This window comes from Bacillus sp. FSL E2-8887 (assembly GCF_038007205.1).
In the GTDB taxonomy this organism is placed as follows: Bacteria; Bacillota; Bacilli; order Bacillales; family Bacillaceae_G; genus Bacillus_A; species Bacillus_A mycoides.
The window spans coordinates 2832486-2850601 of the sequence record NZ_JBBOWS010000001.1 but is presented as its reverse complement, the minus strand read 5'-3'; the positions used below and the strand labels follow the sequence as shown (position 1 = coordinate 2850601).

Genomic DNA, 18116 nt, shown 5'->3' with positions numbered 1-18116 from the left:
TGAAAGGAGAGTGACAGAATGCTAACTTTTAATAAAGCTAGAGACTTATTTTTCAGATTCAAAACACAACGCGGTAAAGGGAAGTTAAAAGGATTCATTGACTTTCAAAAGCTGCATGATTATTACATTGGTGAACATGCTATCACGGATAAGAAACAGCGACCTAACGGACGTAAAACATATAGAACAGTGAGCAATTACCCACAATATGTATCGACTATTTCAACAGGCTTCTTTATCGGTTCGCCTGTAACGTATACAACAACGAATAAGGAGCAGCTAGAACCTGCTTTAGACATCATAGACGACAATGACGGACAAACGGTTGATTATGATAATGCTTTAGATATGAGCATTTACGGCAAGGCTTATCGTTTATTCTTCCATGATGAAGAAGGGGAATTGAATTTCAAAGACCTGGACCCGCGCTACACAATCGTTGTGACGGATGGAAAGATTAAACCAAAAGTAACGGATGTTATTTACTTCAGCGAAGCTTTAACTGCTGATAATACAATTAAGGTGAATATGACTATCTATGATTCTGTTCATCAAAGAGAATATGAATTCGACTATAAAACGATTGAAACGGATAGAGCGAAAGCTGACATCACAGAAATGGTAACGCCAACTAGTGAAGGTAAATTAGAAGCACATAAGATTACTGATGAAGACGGCAAACCAAAAGTACCAGTATTAGTTATCCCTAACAATAAGTTTGAATTAGGAGACTATGAGCCGCACTTGTCATTAATTGACGCTTATAACGATATGGACAGTAACGACTTTGAAGACGCTGCTGACTTCACTGACGCGATTCTAAAGCTTGTTAACATGAGTGAAACAAGTCCTGATGATGTTAACCATCTAAATGAGGATAAAGTTTTGCTATTAGATGAAGACGGCGATGCAGATTGGCTAATTAAGAAAGTTGATAGTGCATTCAAGAAAGATATGAAAGATAGATTAGAATCTAACATTCACAAATATACATTCGTTCCAAATATGAATGATCAGGCGTTTGGCGGTAATTTAACTGGTGTCGCTATCAAATACAAGTTGCTTGCATTAGAACAAGTACGAGGACAAAAAGAGCGCATGTTTAACAAGGCCTTAACTGATCAATTGGCTATTATCAAAGGTTACTTAGCTAAGTTCCCTAAAGGTGCTGCTAATTTCGAATTAAAAGATGTGAAACTACAATTTACGCCTAACTTGCCACCTAACTTCATGGAAGAAGCAGAACTGGTTACAAAACTAAGAGCAGCGGGACTTCCTGATAAATTCATTTACTCTTATTTATCTAGCGTACAAGACGTTGAACATTTAATAGAAATGAAGAAAGAAGAGGAACAAGAACGTTATGAAAACGAATATGCATTCGGCGGGGAAAATGATAACTTGGAAGAACAAGAAACGAAGTCTTCTGATCAAGATGGGGAACGAAATACACCACCTGCCATTAACAAAGGTAAAGAATAATGGCGACAATAGAAGAGTATTGGACCAAAAGGGCAGAACTCTTAGAAGCTAGATGGAATAGAGACGCAGAAGTGATTGAAAAAGAACTTAAGGCGTCCTATCGCCAGGCTTTAAAAGAAGCAACAAACGAAATGCGCGCATATCTCACACAAAAAGGCTTTAACTACAATGAACTAATGAAAGTTTTAAATAGAGGTGAGATAAAAGAGCGTAAAGAGTCGCTGTTAAACTTCCTTAATAAGCTGAAAGAGCTAGATACAGAAATAAGCAAACGAATAGTTGAAGATGTGAATGTACACCTGGATAAACGGAAATTAAGCCGCCTGGATGCTATCATGAGTGAAATGTTAATACAAACTGGTGAGTATTCAATAAAAGATGAGCAAATGATACGCGACCAACTGAAAGAAGTGTACAAAGAAACGCTACTTCAGAATAAATTTGAGTTAGCGGGGCTGGGAATTAATACACCAGTATACACTTTAAACAATAAATTAGTTGACAAAGTGTTATCATATCCCTGGAACGGCGAAAACTTCAGTAACCGCATATGGAATAATAAACAGGTAATGCTTCAGAAACTTAGAGAAGCACTTGTTCAAGGAGTCCTACAAGGACTACACGCCGATGAGGTCGCGGAACGGTTCGCTGATACTATGAAGGTTCCACTGCATAGAGCGCAAGCAACTATCTATACAGAAACAGCTTTCGTTTATGGACAAGCTCAATTAGATAGTTATGATGAAGCTGAAATAGATTTATATAAATTACATGTAACCTTTGACAATGTAACTTCAAAGATATGCAGGTCTTTAGACGCTTCTAAAATCCATCGTACTTCAGAAGCGCGCGCTGGTATCAACTACCCGCCGTTACATACAAGGTGCAGAACATTATCTATTCCTTACTTTGAAGGCGTTGAAGGTGCTAAATATAGATGGGTACGAGATAAGAACGGCAATTCGGTTAAAGTCGATAATGCTAATATGTCGTACAAAGAGTATAAAGAACAATTCTTGAAATAAGAGGTGATATTATGGGAGACAAAAAGAACGCTGTCCTGATCGGTTTGCTTTCTGCAACATTAGGATTAGAACATATTCAAGAAGCATTGCCTGAAGGTCTATTAGATTCAAAGGCTGAAAAGTTTAACGCTACTATGGATGAAGTATCACCTAGAGTGCGCCGTGAACTATATACAAAAGCATTAGAAGAGTTATTAACAAACTTTTAACCGTGGACCTGGACACGAAATACCAGGGTCAAATAATAGTCACTGAGACTTAAAACCAGGAGGTAACATATGAAACGATTAGCTGAAGCATTAGTTGAACCTCCTAAACAGGCTCATAAATTTTCGCTATCTTTTAAAGACATCAAGAACGGTTTACAGTTCTTTTCTGAAGGTGGCGAAGGAAATGGTGAACAAACACCACCTGAAGGTGAACAAACACCACCAGGAGGCGAACAGACACCGCCAAAAGGAAAAACTTATACAGAAGCAGAATTTCAGGAAGCGTTAAACCGCGTATCGGGTAAAATTCGAAAAGACGAATCACGAAAAGCGCGCGCTGCTGCTGAACAAGAATTCGGCGATAAGAACAAAACAGAAATGGAAACGTTAATGGACGAAATGCGAACGATTAAAACCGAACGTGACCAGGAGAAACAAAAAGCTCATAGTCTTAAAATGAAAGATATTGCTGTTGATAAATTAGCCGCTGCTGGTTTTGGTGCTGGGTTCGCCGCTAACGTGAAAGGCGATACAGAAGAAGAAATTCAAGCTAACATTGAAGCTTTTAAAGCTAATATGGAAACTGAAGTAACGAAACGCGTTAAAGGTGGATTAGCAGGGAAAACACCTAATGAAGCAAACGGCGCACAACAAACAACTGTTGACCCTGTAAAAGCTGCATTTGATAAAGAATTCAACTAAATAGAACATGACCAATAGAATTGAAGTCATTATAAAAGCTATTCCAATTATATTTAACAATTATGGAAAGAAGGTCTAAACACATGGCTGCTATTACATTAACAGAAAAATTTTCATCATTAGTAGATGAGCGTTTCAGCGCAACGGCTGTTACTGAAGCTTCTACTAACAAAGATTACACGTTTGAAGGTGCTAAAGGTATCAAGATTACATCTGTACCAACTGTACCTATGAATGATTACAAACGATCAGGACAAAATCGATATGGACAAGCTGACGAATTAACGAACGATATTCAAGAAGAAATGATGACTCAAGACCGTTCATTCACATTCACACTAGACAAAATGAATGAAGAAGAGTCTGAAGTGAAAGTAGCTCCAGCTATTGCGCGTCAAATGCGTGAAGTTGTTATTCCAGAGATCGAAACATACCGCTTAAAAGTTATGTCTGATGAAGCTGGAACGAAACAAGAGGGCGCTATCACTAAGGGAAATGCTTATGAATCATTCCTAGCTGGTCAAGAAACACTTGATGATCACTTTGTACCAGAAAACCGCGTATGCCATGCAACGCCAACATTCATTAATAAGATCAAGTTGGATGAAAACTACACGAAAGCTAGCGATCTAGCACAAGGAACAATCCTTATGAAAGGTCAAGTTGCTGAAGTTGACGGCGTTGCTATCATCAAAACACCTAAATCATTTATGAATGGTCAAGAATTTATTATTACTCATAAATCTGCTACAGTTGCGCCAGTTAAACTAGCTGAAACAAAAGTACACCTTGATCCACCTGGAATTTCTGGAACATTAGTAGAGGGCCGTTTCTACTATGATGCATTCGTGTTAGACATGAAGAAAAACGCAATCTATGCACACGCTGGAAAAGTCGAAAAGGCTACTACTAAAAATTAAGAGGGTTTCGGCCCTCTCTTTTTTAGAGGTTAACACATGAAAATGATAACTACTTTTGATCGTTACGCTATGTCTACACAAAAAGAGTATACGGCTATGCAAGAGGAATACATTGAAGACATTCTTATCCCTGTAGTGACAGAATTTATCATCGGTTATACTGGCGTTGATTTTGAAGCTGAAGGGCGTGAATTCCCTAAATCTTATGAGGTAGTAGCGTTTAGATTGATCACTTATCACTTATCTGGCGAAGGCGCTGACATTATAAGCGAGCAAATGGGAGCGTATCGCGTACAGTACGGGCCAGAGGGCATTTACCCTAAAACATTATTAACAGGGCTATCAAGGCGAATGAGAACACCTAGTGTGCGTATTCGTGGACGTAGACCAGAGGGAAGAGGATAACATGCGAATTGCGGGATTACTAGCGAAACACGGCAAACCTACGGAAATACAGCGCAAAGGTGAACGGGACAAGAAAGACCCGTATGATAAAGGCGAATTCAAAACGATTCATGAGGTTGTGGCCATTGTCGATGAATTGGTGACAGGATCACCAGCGGGATTCCGTCAAGATCGTATTGTTAATTCAACTGACGCTATTATGTATTGTTCCGTTATTGATGTAAGGGCTGGTGACAAGGTTATACAAAGCGGTAAAGAATACCGTGTAACAAAAGCATCAAACCCTTATAACTCTAACGATCATATAGAAGTCGCGCTGGATGTGTGGTCATAATGGCCGAGTTCTATTCTAGGCGCGCTGAATGTGAAAGAAAAACGGCGCAATTGCAAAAAGTGGCCCTTCAAAGAGCGATCAAACATGTTGAAGCGCAAGTGAAGATAAACACCAGGAAAAAGAGTGGCGCTACAGCCAGAACAATTACAAGTAAGGTAACTGGTGAAGGTCAAAATTTAAAGGCAATTGTGGGCGGGAACGATGACAATTTAATATATGAAGAATTCGGAACGGGTATTTATTCCGAAAAAGGTGGCCGAAAAACCCCGTGGAAGTACAAGGATAAAACAACAGGTAAATGGTACATGACACGCGGTAAAAAGGGAACACGGGCCATGCGTAAAGCTGGAGAGAGTTCAAAAGGCCAGGTAAAACAAATTATTGCACAAACAATGAAGGGTGGCATGGGTAAATGAGACAGGTTATTAAATACATTCATGAAATGTTATGGGACATTGCCGAACCACTCGGAATTGATGTGTATTACAAGGAAGCCAGTGAAGAGAACATTGCATTACCTTACATGGTATTCGATACACAAAGTGATATGGCATTGTCTCAATTCTCGGAAAACTTCACTATTAACATAAATATTTGGGGCGTTGATGAACATTATCAAGAAATGGATGACGCCAGCCAGGGGATCATGGAAGCGGTGGTAAACAGAACGCTGATAGATAATTGTAAACCGCTTGTGATCCATACAAAGTTTCTATCAAGAATGGATATACCTGTCGATGATCTGAAGTTGAGGTGTAAAGAAGTGCGTTTTACTTTGAGACACTACAGAAGATCGGGCCAGGATACAAAATAATTTATGAGGTGACAAAGCATGATTGCAAAGTTTAACAAATTCACGCCAGAAAACATTGTATTGGGATCTGGAACGGCCATTTTCTTTAACTGGAAACAAGGCGAAGACAAAATGATTGACGTTGGCGCTACACAAGGCGATCTGACGTTTAACTATACACCTTCATTAGAAGCCATTAAAGCACGCGGTGTGCGCGGCAAAGTGAAGGGCCTACAATATGTATCTGAATCAGAAACAAAGATGAAAGCGGGCTTCCTGGAGTGGATCAGAAAAGATTTAATTAAACACTTCTTACTGAATGCCAACATTACGGAATATACACATGATGGTAAAGAGCCTGGAACAGTCGCTGGTAAAGGTGTGATCATTCGAGGAAATGAAAACCTTATGAACGCTTGTGGGGATGATGTTTACATTGATGACATTACTGTAATTGGTCAAGGTAATGACGGTAATGTTTATCGAATTACGATATTTAATGCGTTGCCTACATCTGGTTTTGAAGCTGTATTCAGTGAAGCTGAAGTTGCTACAGAAGTAGAGTTTACAGGTCATAATGATCCGCATGATCCAATGACACCACCATTTGAAATTGAAATCTTTGAACCTGCTAACAAGTGTAACGCTGAATTTAGCGCGGTTAATGAAGGGCGCGTATTTTTAGACGCTGAAAAGATCGAAGAATAAATAACAGAGGGTTTCGGCCCTCTTTCTAAATACTAAAATACTTATCTCGGAAGGATGTTTTTATAAATGGAATCAGTACAATTCGAACTATTAAACGGCAATACATACACTATGAAAGAGCCTAACGCAATGCAACGCATGGTTATTGCTGGTTTAGCTGGTAAACACCAATTATTAGGGGATGTACCAGCGAGTGACGTTGATAACTTCTTTAAATGTGCGCGAAAGCAAGCTGAAGGGAAGAAACTAACTGACAAAGAGAATTCAAGCATGTTCAATTTTGCAATGATATTAAACAACAAAATTCTAATGATGATGGGCGAAGACGCTGAACAAATGTTCACGCTTATGGCGGGTATGTCCAACCTTCCTAAAGGTGAAATGAAAGAGTTATGCGGATCAGATTTTGACATTGTATTTAATGCATTTAAACGCGTTGGCGGTATCTCGGCTTTTATGAAATCCGTGACGAACCTAAGCATGTAATAGGCACTATTATAGATCGCATGGCCAAACGTTACGGATCGTTAAAAGATGTGTTAGAGCTTCCTTGGAGTTTCTTAATAGATTTATATATGACTGTAACGGACAAGGCCATTGAATACGATATGCGCTGGGACGCTTATATTAATAATCCTTTCCGTGATAAGTCATTTAGTGATTATTTAGTAGAAACAGGTTACCACGATGGGGGTAACGCTAAGAAGGAAGAAACAATCCCTGTTGAACAAGTCATGTCAAACGCGCGTGAATTAAGTAAACAGTTTAGGAGGGAATAAGGTTGGAAGTATTTAAGATATTTGGAACACTAGGTTTAAAAGATACTGAATACAGGAACGGCCTAAGAAAGAGCGAGAACGAGGGGCGAAAAGCCTCTCAATCTATCTCTAAAGGGTTTAATCCTGTTAATAAAACATTTGGCATGGTTGGCGCTAGCGCTGTAGCAATGGGTTTGGGCCTTGCTGGAGTTGCTGGCGCTTCTTTAGGTTTAGCGGTCGGGATGGTCGGCGCCGTAAAGGAAGGTATGGCATTTGAAAAGCAAATGAGTAAAGTACAGGCGGTTTCGGGATCATCTGGTCATGAAATGGCCGAACTAACTGGAAAGGCTCGTGAATTAGGTAAGTCAACCCGCTATAGTGCTACAGAAGTAGCTGAAGGTTTCGAATTTATGTCTTTAGCTGGCTGGAATGCTAGTCAACAAGTTAGCGCGATCGGCCCACTGTTAAACATGGCCACGGCTGGTAACATGGAATTAGGGCGGGCAACCGACATTGTAACCGATACTATGACAGGGTTTAGCATGGAAGCAAACCAGGCTGGACAAGCATCTGATCTATTTGCTGTTACACAGTCTAAAACAAATACTAGTATTGAGCAATTAGGGGAAGCAATGAAATATGTTGCGCCAGTTGCTAACGCGTTTGGAATGAATTTATCAGAAACAAACGTTATCCTGGGACAATTTGCGAACGCTGGTACAAAAGGATCAATGGCGGGTACTGCTTTGCGTGCTGGTCTATCTCGTTTAGCTGGGCCACCAAAAGAAGCATCTAAAGCCCTTGACTCGTTGGGAGTTTCAACAACTAACGCCGATGGATCAATGAGAAACATTCGTGATATTGTAGGTGATTTATCTAAAGGTTTCGGTAATTTATCACAAGAACAACAAATTGTTGCCGCAAAAGCTATTTTTGGCCAGGAAGCCTTTTCTGCATGGTTGCCAGTTATCAAGGGTGGAACAGAAGAGTTTGACCGATTAAAACGTTATATGGACATGTCAAGTGGATCGGCTGATATGATGGCGAAAGTCATGTCAAACAACCTTGATGGAGCAACTAAAAGCATGATGTCAAGCGCGTCAAACCTGGGGATGGTTTTATATGACAAGATGACACCAGCCTTAATGAGCGCGACAAACGGAACAACTGGACTGATAGAAGGAATCACAAACTATCTTGATCCAACTGGACAAGCTGTAGAAGCTACTCAATTACTAGCGGGAACAAAAAACCAGCTAGCAATGGAAGAATTGATCCTGGGCAACGAATTGAAACAAGGGATCATAAATCAAGAGCAATATGACCAGAAAATGCAACAAGCTAAACAAGTTATGGAAGAAAACCTTACTGCTAAAGGTATGTTAGAAACGAAAGAGCAAGAACTTGCAATACAATTAGAAGCGGGCATGATCACACAAGAGCAATATGATCAGCAAATGAGAGAAGCGAAAGTTACGATGGAACAACGCGCCGAAGCTGTAGGTTTAGCCCAGGAGAAGGAAGCGCAATGGTCTGCTGTAATTGAGGGGATCATGGGGCCTTTACAATCTTTAGGTACTGCATTTGTAGACTTATGGAACGCTAAATCTGGTGAAGGTGTGCCAGATAGTGCTGTCAAGATTTTCGAAAAGATGGGACTATCACCAGAAATGCAAGCAATGGCAATGGCTGTTATTGATGGCGTTAAACAGGGGATAGATTTAATTATGGCCCTGGTCACTGGAGATTGGGGAGAAGCTAGCAAGATAGCGGAAAAGATCGGACTGACGCCACAAACTCAACAAACAATAGCTGACGTTGTAACAGGCGTTATCAGCATTGTAACAAACCTAGCCAGTGGTGTTATATCTCTTATAGGCCCTATCGGATCATTCATATCCATGTGCTGGGACGGTATTTTACAGGTTACTAACGCTGTTTGGGGTGCTATTTCTCCATATGTAACAACTATAGTAAACCAAGTGAATTCCGTTGTAACATCGGTAATCGGCCGTGTGAAATCATTCTGGGATAACAACAACCAGGCAATAAAACAGATAACTGAAGTTGTTTGGGGTGTAATTTCAGTGGTATTCCAAACGGCACTAAACGTTATCCTGGGCATTGTAACAACTGTTTTCCCTGTAATTCGTGGTATTATCGCAACGGTAATGAATGCGATACAATTAGTAATATCCCTAGTGTTAAACTTAATCACCGGAAACTGGGAAGGTGTCTGGAATTCAATACTTACATTCTTCCAACAAACATGGGATACGATAGTTAACGTTGCTGACGGTGTTTTAAACGGCCTGTTATCGTTTTTCCAGGGTACTGTCAACACAATAGGCACAGTGTTCAAAGTTGTAACAAAAGCTATTGGCGGGCCATTTGAAGACGCTTGGAAGATCGTTGATAAAGTTACAGGCTGGATCGGACAAGCTGTAGATAAGGTAAAAGGTTTCATAAGTGGTATAGCGGATTCTGCAAAGGCTGTTGGCGGTGCTGTCGCTGGCGCTCTCGGTTTTTCTGCTCCTACACCTGCATCTAGTGGCGGAGGTGGTCGTAGTATGGCTGTACCTGCTAGTGTTGGCGGTTTCGCAAATGGTGGCGTATTTAAACCAGGTATGGAACGTATGGTTAAGATCGGTGACGCGAAAGGCTACGATGAAGCGATTATGCCATTAAATGACGATGTATTCCAGAAGATCGGAAACGGTGTAGCGGAATCTTTAGGCGGTACAGGTGGCAACGATAAAGACATTCATTTGACTGCTAAAGTTGAAATGGACGGAAAAGTTGTAGGTGAGTTAGTGGCCGACACTGTAGAGCGCGTGAACACTAGAAAGAAAGAAACTAGAAAACTATTTTAAGAGGTGAAAGAATGAAGTGTTTAGAAAATTTAGCATTCTTCAGTTTTGACGGGAAAAGAAATGATAAGGTGATTCCATTACAGGGCGTTAAGCGTCCTGCATGGGCGCCTATCGAAAGAGCGTTCTTAGAAGTACCTCATTACCCTGGAGGGCGTTTACTACGTACAGAAACGAAAATGAGAGAGGTTTTAATACCTGTAGCATTTATATACGAAACATCTGAAGAAGGCGAACTATTAAAAGAAGAATTAGCCGATTGGCTCTATACGGATCAACCAGCCGAATTAATTTTCGATGACGAAAAAGAACGAACTTATTTGGCTGTAATTGATGGTGAACTCGATCCAGATCAATTAGTTGATATTGGACAGGGTGTATTGAAGTTTATATGCCCTATGCCTTACAAGTTAGGAAAAACACAAACTGTAGACTTTAAACAAGATTCATCAAGTGAACAAAATGCATATTTTAGAAACAGAGGGACTGTAGAAGCGAAACCTATTATTGAATTAGAAATGACTAAACCCTCTACAAATCTTGATGTTTGGTTTGGCAAATATCCACATGAGCGCCAGTATTTCCGAATTGGACAGCCTATGTCTATTCAAGATAAGCCAGTACAAGAAAATGAACGTGTTTTATGGGATGAAATGAACAATATAGTTGGTTGGTCTGACGCTGGAAAAACTATAACAGGCATGGAAAGTACGGGTAAATTTAAAGTGAATGCTGGTAAATTCGCGTTTGAAGTCGAGGATTTTGGAGAACCGAAAAAAGGAGCGTTCACAGGCCCTATTTTAAAACGATCAATCCCAGGTGGCCCGCTAACTGATTTTAGGGCTGAAGCATACGTGACATTGAAAGCTAAAAACTATTGGGAAATGGGACGAGTTTCTATGTTCTTGCTTGATGAACAAGGCGATATAGTGGCCGATATTAACATGAATGATCTTTACTGGACTACAGAAAGAGCGCACGGTTATGCACGCATAGGGAACGATAAGCAACCGAACAATACACGAAAGTTATTTGATTCTGGTGGCAATGGCAATACCGCTTTCAATAACTTTTATGGCCGTATCGCTATCGCTAGACGCGGGAAAAAGTGGTCTGTCTACTTTGCTAGGTTTAGAAGTGGAACGGAAATTGATGACGCCTCTGCTGTTGTGTATTTCACGGATGACGACAAAAACCCTATGACAGTAACAGGAAGAAGAGTGGCCCAGATTGCTATAGGCATTCAACGCTGGCAAGATAACGCGCCAGTTGATCTAATGAGAATTGATGATCTTAAAGTTTGGAAAGTTAATCAAGTGCCAAATGGCGGGAAGCCTTTTTTGCTGGACACTGGCGACAAAGTTATAATAGATACAGAGCGTTCACTTGTTACGATCAACGGAACGGACGTTATTTCCGCTAAAGATATTTTTAGTTCATTCCCTAAGATCATAAGAGGGGAAAACAGGCTTTCAATTATGCCACCAGACATAAAGGGAAAAGTAACATATAGAGAGAGGTACAGATAATAAATGCAAAATACAGAACTTCACATAATAGACTTTAAAACACAATCCATCGTGGCTACATTCCAGGATCAAGACTATTGGGATGATATGCGAGAGTGGGAATTAAAAAACAATGTTGACATTCTAGAATTCAAAGTCTTTGACGGTACGCGCCAATCAGTGACGTTGCAACAACAAAACTTAGTATTGCGCCAGGATCGTGAAGGGAACGTTATTCCATACACTATTGAAGATGAATGTGAGAAAACGGCAAAAGATCGTTCTATTACAGTTAGGGCGGTCGGTGCATGGACAGGACTTAGAAAGGCTGGCTACATTCGCCCGCAACGATTAGAAGCCCTTACAGCACACCAATATGTTAGCCTTGCAACTGCTGGCACTAAGTGGCAACCAGGGAACATTGAGTATGCATCATTCAGAACAATGACGCTGGACGAATTCACCGATCCTCTAACTCTATTAAAGAAAGTTGCAACTCTATTTAACTTAGAATTACAATACCGCGTAGAAATTGACGGGAATCAAGTTATAGGCTGGTTTGTTGATCTAGTTGAAAAGGTTGGGCGAGTTACACGAAAAGAAATCGAACTCGGAAAAGACTTAATCAATATCACACGTATAGAACACACTAAAAACGTTTGTACGGCCCTTGTTGGCTTTACCAGGGGTGAAGATAATGAAATGATTACCATTGAAGGGATCAACGCTGGATCGCCTTACATTGTGGATAATGAAGCCTTTCAGCGCTGGAGTGAAAACGGACAACATAAATATGGCTTCTATCAACCAGAAACAGAAGAACAAATTGACGCGAAACGCCTTTTAACTCTTATGAAAACCGAAATGGAGAAAAGAAAAAATTCTTCTGTAGGTTATGAAGTTGACGCGCTTGACATCGCTGAAGTGTTCGGCCTACGTCATGAATTGATCATGAAAGGTGATACAATCGGAATTAAAGACACGGCGTTTACACCTGCATTGTATTTAGAAGCCCGTGCAATAGGCGGTAAAGAGTCTAATAGTAATCCAGATACAAACCGTTATGCATTTGGTGAGTATCATGAGGTCGTTGATTATGACGCTGAAATGAGGCGTTTATACAACCGTGTACAAGGATTGCTTGAAAACAAAGCTGGTAAACCTATGCTGGATCAACTAGAAAAGCTAGTTAAAGAACAAGATGAGAAAATGAATGAGGTTGTAAAAGAAAACGAGCGTGTCCTGGAGGTTACGGAAAAGTTACAAGAAATGATTATTAACAATTCAGTAACGATCCACGACGGCCCAACTGCACCAACTGAAGGTTTAAAGGATGGAAAGTCATTATGGTTGGACACTTCAAACGGTAAACCTGGCATTCTAAAAATCTGGCGTAATGGTAAATGGGAGCCCGTGACAGAAGATTTTTCTGGGCTAGAAAAGCAAATTCGAGATGAAGTTGCAAAAGATGTGGAGGCATCAACAAAAGAATTAGATTCTAAGGTGTCGGAGGTCGAGCGTAAGGCGAACGAAGCCGATAGAAAGGCTGATGCATTAGAGAAGAGAGCAACCGATCTTGAAAGTAAGAATGGTACGTTAGAATCAAAGGCTGATGCATTAGAAAAGAAAACAACAACGCTAGAAACTAAAGCGAACGACTTAGATAAAGAGGTAACAACTTTAAAAGGTGGTTATGATTCTTTAGATAAGATCACGAAAGAGATCAAAGAAACAGACCGTGGCACACAAGAAACTCTAAAACAATTAAAGATTGATGGACAAAAAGTGGATCAAACAATTGTCGAGATCGGAAAATCGTTAGACGGTTTCAATCAATCTATTAGCCAGATCAAGAAAGATGCTGAAGAAACTAATAAAACAGTAGTGAAACAACAACAAACAATTGATGGTTTCACAACAGAGATCGGAAACTTAAAAAAGACTGATACAGAGATCAATGAAACGTTAGTCAAACAACAACAATCTTTAACAGGTTTCACAAGCGAGATCAGCAACCTTAAAAAGACTGCTGATGAATTGAAAGAAACGAACGTCAAACAACAACAGACGCTAGATGGTTTCACAACAGATATTACAGAAATGAAAAAGACTGAAGCTGAATTGAAAGAAACAAGTGTTAAACATCAACAATCAATTAACGGTTTCACAAATGAGATCAGCACGTTAAAGAAAAAAGATACAGAGATCAACGAAACATTAGTTAAACAGCAACAATCTTTAACAGGTTTTACAACAGAGGTTAACAACCTTAAAAAGACTGACAAAGAACTAAGCGAAACATTAGTTAAACAACAACAGTCTTTAACGGGCTTTTCTAATGAGATCAGCAATTTGAAAAAGACTGATACAGAACTTAATCAAACGTTAGTTAAACAGCAACAGACGTTAAATGGTTTCACAAATGAGATCAGCACATTAAAGAAAACTGACACTGAATTGAAAGAGACTACAGTTAAACAACAACAGTCGATCACTGGCATTTCTAATTCTATTGTAGAGGTTAACAAAAGCATTAGTGGTCAATCACAAAAGATCAATTCATTAGAAAGTACAGTTGACGGAAATAAAAAGTTGATCCAGAAAGTTGAGAAAGATACTGATAGTTTAGGTGTCGGGATCGGTGAACTAAAGAAAGAGACAACAGAGATCAAAGAAGAAGCCGGAAAACTTTCTACTAAACTAGAAAAGGTAGAGGCTCGAACAGTCGGAGTCGAAAACTGGTTTGAGCATACAGGCAAAGACGAAAAGCCGAAAACAATCGGTATGGGTAACGGTGCTATCGTTAATAAAGCTGGACAATCGTTTTATGACGGTTATGTCATTCTGGAATGTACGGATCACACCGACTCTTTCTATCAATTCCATTTAGACCAACAAAAGATGGGTGACTATGAAAAAGGGAAAGACATGACTATCTCTTTAGATATTCAAAATGACGTTCGTGTAGATATCATGTTATTCCAAAATATAAACAACGCATGGAACGAACAAGTTTATAAAAATATCCCTGCTGGTAACTGGCGAAGGGAATCGTGGACATTCAGAATAGACGAACGGTCTACAGGTTGGGGATTGCGTTTAAGATTCGAGCGTAACGAAATCAGCAAAGGTAAGAAATTCCGAATGGCTAAAGCTAAACTTGAAAAAGGTTCTGTACCGACTGATTACTCACGATCCACTTATGAATTAGAACAGAGTTATAAAGGCGTTAAAGAACGTATTGAGTCAGTAGAAGTTAAAACAAATGACATGGGAGATCGTAACTATATCCGTAACGGTGGTTACACTGATTTTTACACGGATAACGGCCTTGCATGGGATAAAAACCTGAATGGTAATTTACGTGCTGATTGGTGGAGTACAGGTTATAACGCTGGAGTTCCCGATCCTACAAAGGGTTACCATGCACATATCAACGAAAAACGTTTCGGGTTCCCTGTATTAGCATTAATTAATAGAAACGTTGGTCAAGTTGGTGCGAAACGCTGGTTAGGTTTTTCACAAAACATGGGAATGCAAAAACAATTCGTTTCCGATCTTCAACCTGGCGATTACTTTACTGTTTCATTTGATTTATGGACTAGTCGTGTTGGTGATAACGTCGCAACTGGATTGCATCATTTCATTGAAGGTAACGCAACGCAAAATTTCCACTCTGGACAAACAGAAGTTAAGTCTACAGTGGCCCAAAAGTGGCATAGAGTACACGCTACATTCAAATTACATGATAAATATGAAGCGAATAAAGGAAGTGCCTTTTACTTATATGGAGATCGTGACGCTGACGGGACAGATAAATATGTCAAGAATATTTCATTGGTGAAAGGAAGAATGCCTTTAGGCTATGCACCTTCTCCAGAAGATAGCGTTGACGTTAAAGTGTTCAATCAGAAAGTAACAGAGATCACAAAAGACGCTGAAGGCATCAAAACAGACGTTAAAAAAGTTACTGAAGTTACTACCGAACACGGGAAACAGATAACACAATCGCAAACACAAATGAAACAGTTGTCTGATGAAATGTCTGCAAAAATGAGTACCAAACAGGTAGAAGATTATGTTGCTGGTGTTGGTATGACTAACATTCTAAGAAATGCCGATCTGAAGACTGGCTTAAAAGTGCCGTATTTCGGTTTAACACAAGGGACAACAATAACAGATAGTAAGTACAGAAGTTTCAACACGTTCTGGAGTGACAAGACGGGCCGTACTGCTGATGATTGGCAAGGCGCTATATCAAATAGATACCCATGTCAAGCTGATGAAGATTTTGTTGCGTCATGCTGGTTCATAAGTGACAACCCTGCTTCCATAGATAAAGGGGCCGTTATGGAGGTTGAACAGTTTAACTCTGCTGGAACGAGAATAAGAACAGATAATGTGTCATTAAAACCACTGACAACATGGCAAAGAGCGTCATTTAAAGTTAAAACCGTCGCTAATGCCGTAACGATAACTTGGAGATACTATGCTGTAAGAAACGGTCGTTTGCGTGTCGGTATGCCTATGTTGCAAAGAGGAACTGTAGCGAGTGAATTCCAGGTAAATCCTGCTGATATTGCCGATGTGGACGCTTTAAGAGAAGATATTGCACAACGTATTGCAACAGAGGAATTTAATAGAGTTGTTACCAATATCAACAGAGAGATCAAGGCGAACGGTGAAGGAATTCTTTTAAAAGCGGATTCGGACAGTGTGTACACGAAACAACAGGCCGATGGAACATTTGCTAAGGAAGCGCACGTAAAGACGTTAGAAGCTAAAATTCAAGTGAATGAGAGAAATATCAATCTATCGGTTAAAGAAAATGACATTATCTCTAAAATTAACATATCTAAAGAAACAATATCTATTGAGGCAAGACGAATTAATTTGATCGGTTTCGTTACGGCACAACACATAAAAGGTTCTGTACTAGAGGGTGTGAGAATCAAGACTGCACCGTCTGGAAAACAAAGATGGGTTGAGTTAAATGAACAGCATATCAACATGTATGATAAAGGCGTTAACCGTATGTACTATGGTTTCTATGATTCTGGTAACGATGTACAACCAACAATTGTATTAGGTAAAGGCTCTGTAGGTGATTTGCTGGGGGCTATGGTATTCCACCAAACAACACCAGGAGGTAATAACTTCAATACAGCATATGGCCGAATTGGAATGGTTCACCGCACGGAAAACGGCGATCTGCTCATGAATGCATCTATTGAGTTTCAACGTGACGGAGGGAATTTGTTACACCACTGTTGGGGCCAGATGAATTTCAGAAGTAACACGCAAATGATGTTTGAAACTAACGGTATTCTTCAGTTAACTACAAACTTCACTGACGGTGCTAAAAACGTTAACGTTATTGCTACAAATAACTTTGATGTTATGGCCCATAATAACGTATGGATGAACTCAAACCAAACACAATATTACCAAGCTGGAAACGGACGTATTGAGTTTGCGAAAAAGGATTCTGGAAAACCTGGTATAAAATTTAACCTTTCTAACGTGAATGATGCTGATATTAATTTTGGTACAGATATCACATTGAGATCTTCAAACGTAACTGGTTACACTGGGAATATGCAAATTAAAAACTGGGATGGTACAGCGTTCAGAGATCTAGAAGTTAGGGATGTAAAACATTATGGTCGTATCTCTCAAGTGTCGAAACGACAATTAAAACAAGCAATAAAGGACGTTGAATTTGATTCATTAGAGAAAATCATGGATCTTGAGTTAAAGAGTTACTACATGAAATCAGAGATAGAACGCCTTTATGAAATGAGAGAGAACAGAAAAGAAGACGATCCATTACCGACTTACAACGATATTGATATTAGTTATGGATTTATCGTTGAGAATACAGATCCTGTTTTCCAGGTCCCTAAAGGTGACGCAATGGACATGTACGCAATAGCGACTATTCACATTGACGCAACTCAAAACATTAACCGTCGTTTAGTAGAGGCTGAAAGAGTTATAGAGACTCAAAATGACACTATCAAAAATCAAAACGATAGAATTTATAATATAGAAAAACAATTATCACAAGTGTTAGAATTGATAGGGAAGGAATGATAAGCTAAAATGGAAAATTTCATTATGGAACAACTTGCAAGCGGTGGCGTTGTCGGTTTATGTATCGGCGGGTTTGCCTGGCTTTTCCGTTACGTGTTAAAGCGCAACGAACATAGAGAAGAAAAGTTAGAGAAAGAAATTGAAAAAGGTGCACAACGAGAACAAAGTTATCAAACTACAATTCGTGACAATCATGATATAATGAAACAACAAGCTGAATCATTGCGGGATGTTGGCGAAATTAAAAACATTCTAAAGATAAAAATTTCTGAAGAACAGCGAATTGAAACACATTAATCTAAATTT

At 39.6% G+C, this 18116-nt stretch carries 16 protein-coding genes; all 16 read left to right on the top strand.

Going from position 1 to position 18116, the window contains the following annotated elements:
- The first annotated feature begins 18 nt into the window (after positions 1 to 18).
- The gene (locus NSQ08_RS14375) at positions 19 to 1482 is read left to right on the top strand and encodes a phage portal protein (protein ID WP_340776153.1); all 1464 of its coding nucleotides are present in this window, start codon (positions 19 to 21) and stop codon (positions 1480 to 1482) included.
- Positions 1482 to 2507 carry a minor capsid protein gene (locus NSQ08_RS14370; RefSeq protein ID WP_340776150.1) on the top strand — a complete coding sequence of 342 codons (1026 nt, stop codon included), beginning with the start codon at positions 1482 to 1484 and terminating at the stop codon, positions 2505 to 2507. Before NSQ08_RS14375 ends, NSQ08_RS14370 begins: the two co-directional genes overlap by 1 nt.
- Before the next feature lie 11 nt (positions 2508 to 2518).
- The gene (locus tag NSQ08_RS14365; RefSeq protein ID WP_340776147.1) at positions 2519 to 2716 is read left to right on the top strand and encodes a hypothetical protein; all 198 of its coding nucleotides are present in this window, start codon (positions 2519 to 2521) and stop codon (positions 2714 to 2716) included.
- A 69-nt stretch (positions 2717 to 2785) separates the two neighbouring features.
- Complete coding sequence (locus NSQ08_RS14360) at positions 2786 to 3418, top strand: DUF4355 domain-containing protein (RefSeq protein WP_340776144.1); 633 nt, start codon at positions 2786 to 2788, stop codon at positions 3416 to 3418.
- A gap of 83 nt (positions 3419 to 3501) precedes the next feature.
- Positions 3502 to 4338 carry a hypothetical protein gene (locus tag NSQ08_RS14355; RefSeq protein ID WP_340776140.1) on the top strand — a complete coding sequence of 279 codons (837 nt, stop codon included), beginning with the start codon at positions 3502 to 3504 and terminating at the stop codon, positions 4336 to 4338.
- A gap of 36 nt (positions 4339 to 4374) precedes the next feature.
- Entirely contained in the window at positions 4375 to 4743 is a 369-nt protein-coding gene (locus tag NSQ08_RS14350) for a hypothetical protein (protein WP_340776137.1), read from the top strand.
- A gap of 1 nt (position 4744) precedes the next feature.
- Positions 4745 to 5077 carry a hypothetical protein gene (locus NSQ08_RS14345; RefSeq protein ID WP_340776135.1) on the top strand — a complete coding sequence of 111 codons (333 nt, stop codon included), beginning with the start codon at positions 4745 to 4747 and terminating at the stop codon, positions 5075 to 5077.
- Positions 5077 to 5493, top strand: a complete 417-nt coding sequence (locus NSQ08_RS14340) for a hypothetical protein (protein WP_340776131.1) — start codon at positions 5077 to 5079, stop codon at positions 5491 to 5493. The genes NSQ08_RS14345 and NSQ08_RS14340 overlap by 1 nt, the downstream gene beginning before the upstream one ends.
- Positions 5490 to 5891, top strand: coding sequence for a hypothetical protein (locus NSQ08_RS14335; RefSeq protein WP_340776127.1), 402 nt, complete (start codon positions 5490 to 5492; stop codon positions 5889 to 5891). The genes NSQ08_RS14340 and NSQ08_RS14335 overlap by 4 nt, the downstream gene beginning before the upstream one ends.
- 60 nt (positions 5892 to 5951) lie before the next feature.
- On the top strand, positions 5952 to 6578 hold the full coding sequence (locus tag NSQ08_RS14330) for a hypothetical protein (RefSeq protein WP_340776125.1): 627 nt from the start codon (positions 5952 to 5954) through the stop codon (positions 6576 to 6578).
- A gap of 66 nt (positions 6579 to 6644) precedes the next feature.
- A complete protein-coding gene (locus NSQ08_RS14325; RefSeq protein ID WP_340776122.1) occupies positions 6645 to 7064 on the top strand; it encodes a hypothetical protein in 420 nt (139 codons plus the stop codon).
- 20 nt (positions 7065 to 7084) lie between these two features.
- Complete coding sequence (locus NSQ08_RS14320) at positions 7085 to 7357, top strand: hypothetical protein (RefSeq protein ID WP_340776120.1); 273 nt, start codon at positions 7085 to 7087, stop codon at positions 7355 to 7357.
- A 143-nt stretch (positions 7358 to 7500) separates the two neighbouring features.
- On the top strand, positions 7501 to 10209 hold the full coding sequence (locus NSQ08_RS14315; RefSeq protein WP_340776117.1) for a phage tail tape measure protein: 2709 nt from the start codon (positions 7501 to 7503) through the stop codon (positions 10207 to 10209).
- Positions 10210 to 10220: 11 nt separating this feature from the next.
- Complete coding sequence (locus NSQ08_RS14310) at positions 10221 to 11735, top strand: distal tail protein Dit (protein ID WP_340776114.1); 1515 nt, start codon at positions 10221 to 10223, stop codon at positions 11733 to 11735.
- Between the two features lie 3 nt (positions 11736 to 11738).
- Positions 11739 to 17810 (top strand): phage tail spike protein, encoded by a 6072-nt coding sequence (locus NSQ08_RS14305; protein ID WP_340776111.1) that lies wholly within the window; start codon positions 11739 to 11741, stop codon positions 17808 to 17810.
- Between the two features lie 9 nt (positions 17811 to 17819).
- The gene (locus tag NSQ08_RS14300) at positions 17820 to 18107 is read left to right on the top strand and encodes a hypothetical protein (protein WP_340776108.1); all 288 of its coding nucleotides are present in this window, start codon (positions 17820 to 17822) and stop codon (positions 18105 to 18107) included.
- The last annotated feature ends 9 nt before the right edge of the window (positions 18108 to 18116 follow it).

What these genes read in the sequence shown, in the direction of transcription:
- NSQ08_RS14375 (WP_340776153.1), top strand. Translation starts at nt 19, where the DNA reads ATGCTAACTTTTAATAAAGCTAGAGACTTATTTTTCAGATTCAAAACA.
- NSQ08_RS14370 (WP_340776150.1), top strand. Translation starts at nt 1,482, where the DNA reads ATGGCGACAATAGAAGAGTATTGGACCAAAAGGGCAGAACTCTTAGAA.
- NSQ08_RS14365 (WP_340776147.1), top strand. Translation starts at nt 2,519, where the DNA reads ATGGGAGACAAAAAGAACGCTGTCCTGATCGGTTTGCTTTCTGCAACA.
- NSQ08_RS14360 (WP_340776144.1), top strand. Translation starts at nt 2,786, where the DNA reads ATGAAACGATTAGCTGAAGCATTAGTTGAACCTCCTAAACAGGCTCAT.
- NSQ08_RS14355 (WP_340776140.1), top strand. Translation starts at nt 3,502, where the DNA reads ATGGCTGCTATTACATTAACAGAAAAATTTTCATCATTAGTAGATGAG.
- NSQ08_RS14350 (WP_340776137.1), top strand. Translation starts at nt 4,375, where the DNA reads ATGAAAATGATAACTACTTTTGATCGTTACGCTATGTCTACACAAAAA.
- NSQ08_RS14345 (WP_340776135.1), top strand. Translation starts at nt 4,745, where the DNA reads ATGCGAATTGCGGGATTACTAGCGAAACACGGCAAACCTACGGAAATA.
- NSQ08_RS14340 (WP_340776131.1), top strand. Translation starts at nt 5,077, where the DNA reads ATGGCCGAGTTCTATTCTAGGCGCGCTGAATGTGAAAGAAAAACGGCG.
- NSQ08_RS14335 (WP_340776127.1), top strand. Translation starts at nt 5,490, where the DNA reads ATGAGACAGGTTATTAAATACATTCATGAAATGTTATGGGACATTGCC.
- NSQ08_RS14325 (WP_340776122.1), top strand. Translation starts at nt 6,645, where the DNA reads ATGGAATCAGTACAATTCGAACTATTAAACGGCAATACATACACTATG.
- NSQ08_RS14320 (WP_340776120.1), top strand. Translation starts at nt 7,085, where the DNA reads ATGGCCAAACGTTACGGATCGTTAAAAGATGTGTTAGAGCTTCCTTGG.
- NSQ08_RS14315 (WP_340776117.1), top strand. Translation starts at nt 7,501, where the DNA reads ATGGTTGGCGCTAGCGCTGTAGCAATGGGTTTGGGCCTTGCTGGAGTT.
- NSQ08_RS14310 (WP_340776114.1), top strand. Translation starts at nt 10,221, where the DNA reads ATGAAGTGTTTAGAAAATTTAGCATTCTTCAGTTTTGACGGGAAAAGA.
- NSQ08_RS14305 (WP_340776111.1), top strand. Translation starts at nt 11,739, where the DNA reads ATGCAAAATACAGAACTTCACATAATAGACTTTAAAACACAATCCATC.
- NSQ08_RS14300 (WP_340776108.1), top strand. Translation starts at nt 17,820, where the DNA reads ATGGAAAATTTCATTATGGAACAACTTGCAAGCGGTGGCGTTGTCGGT.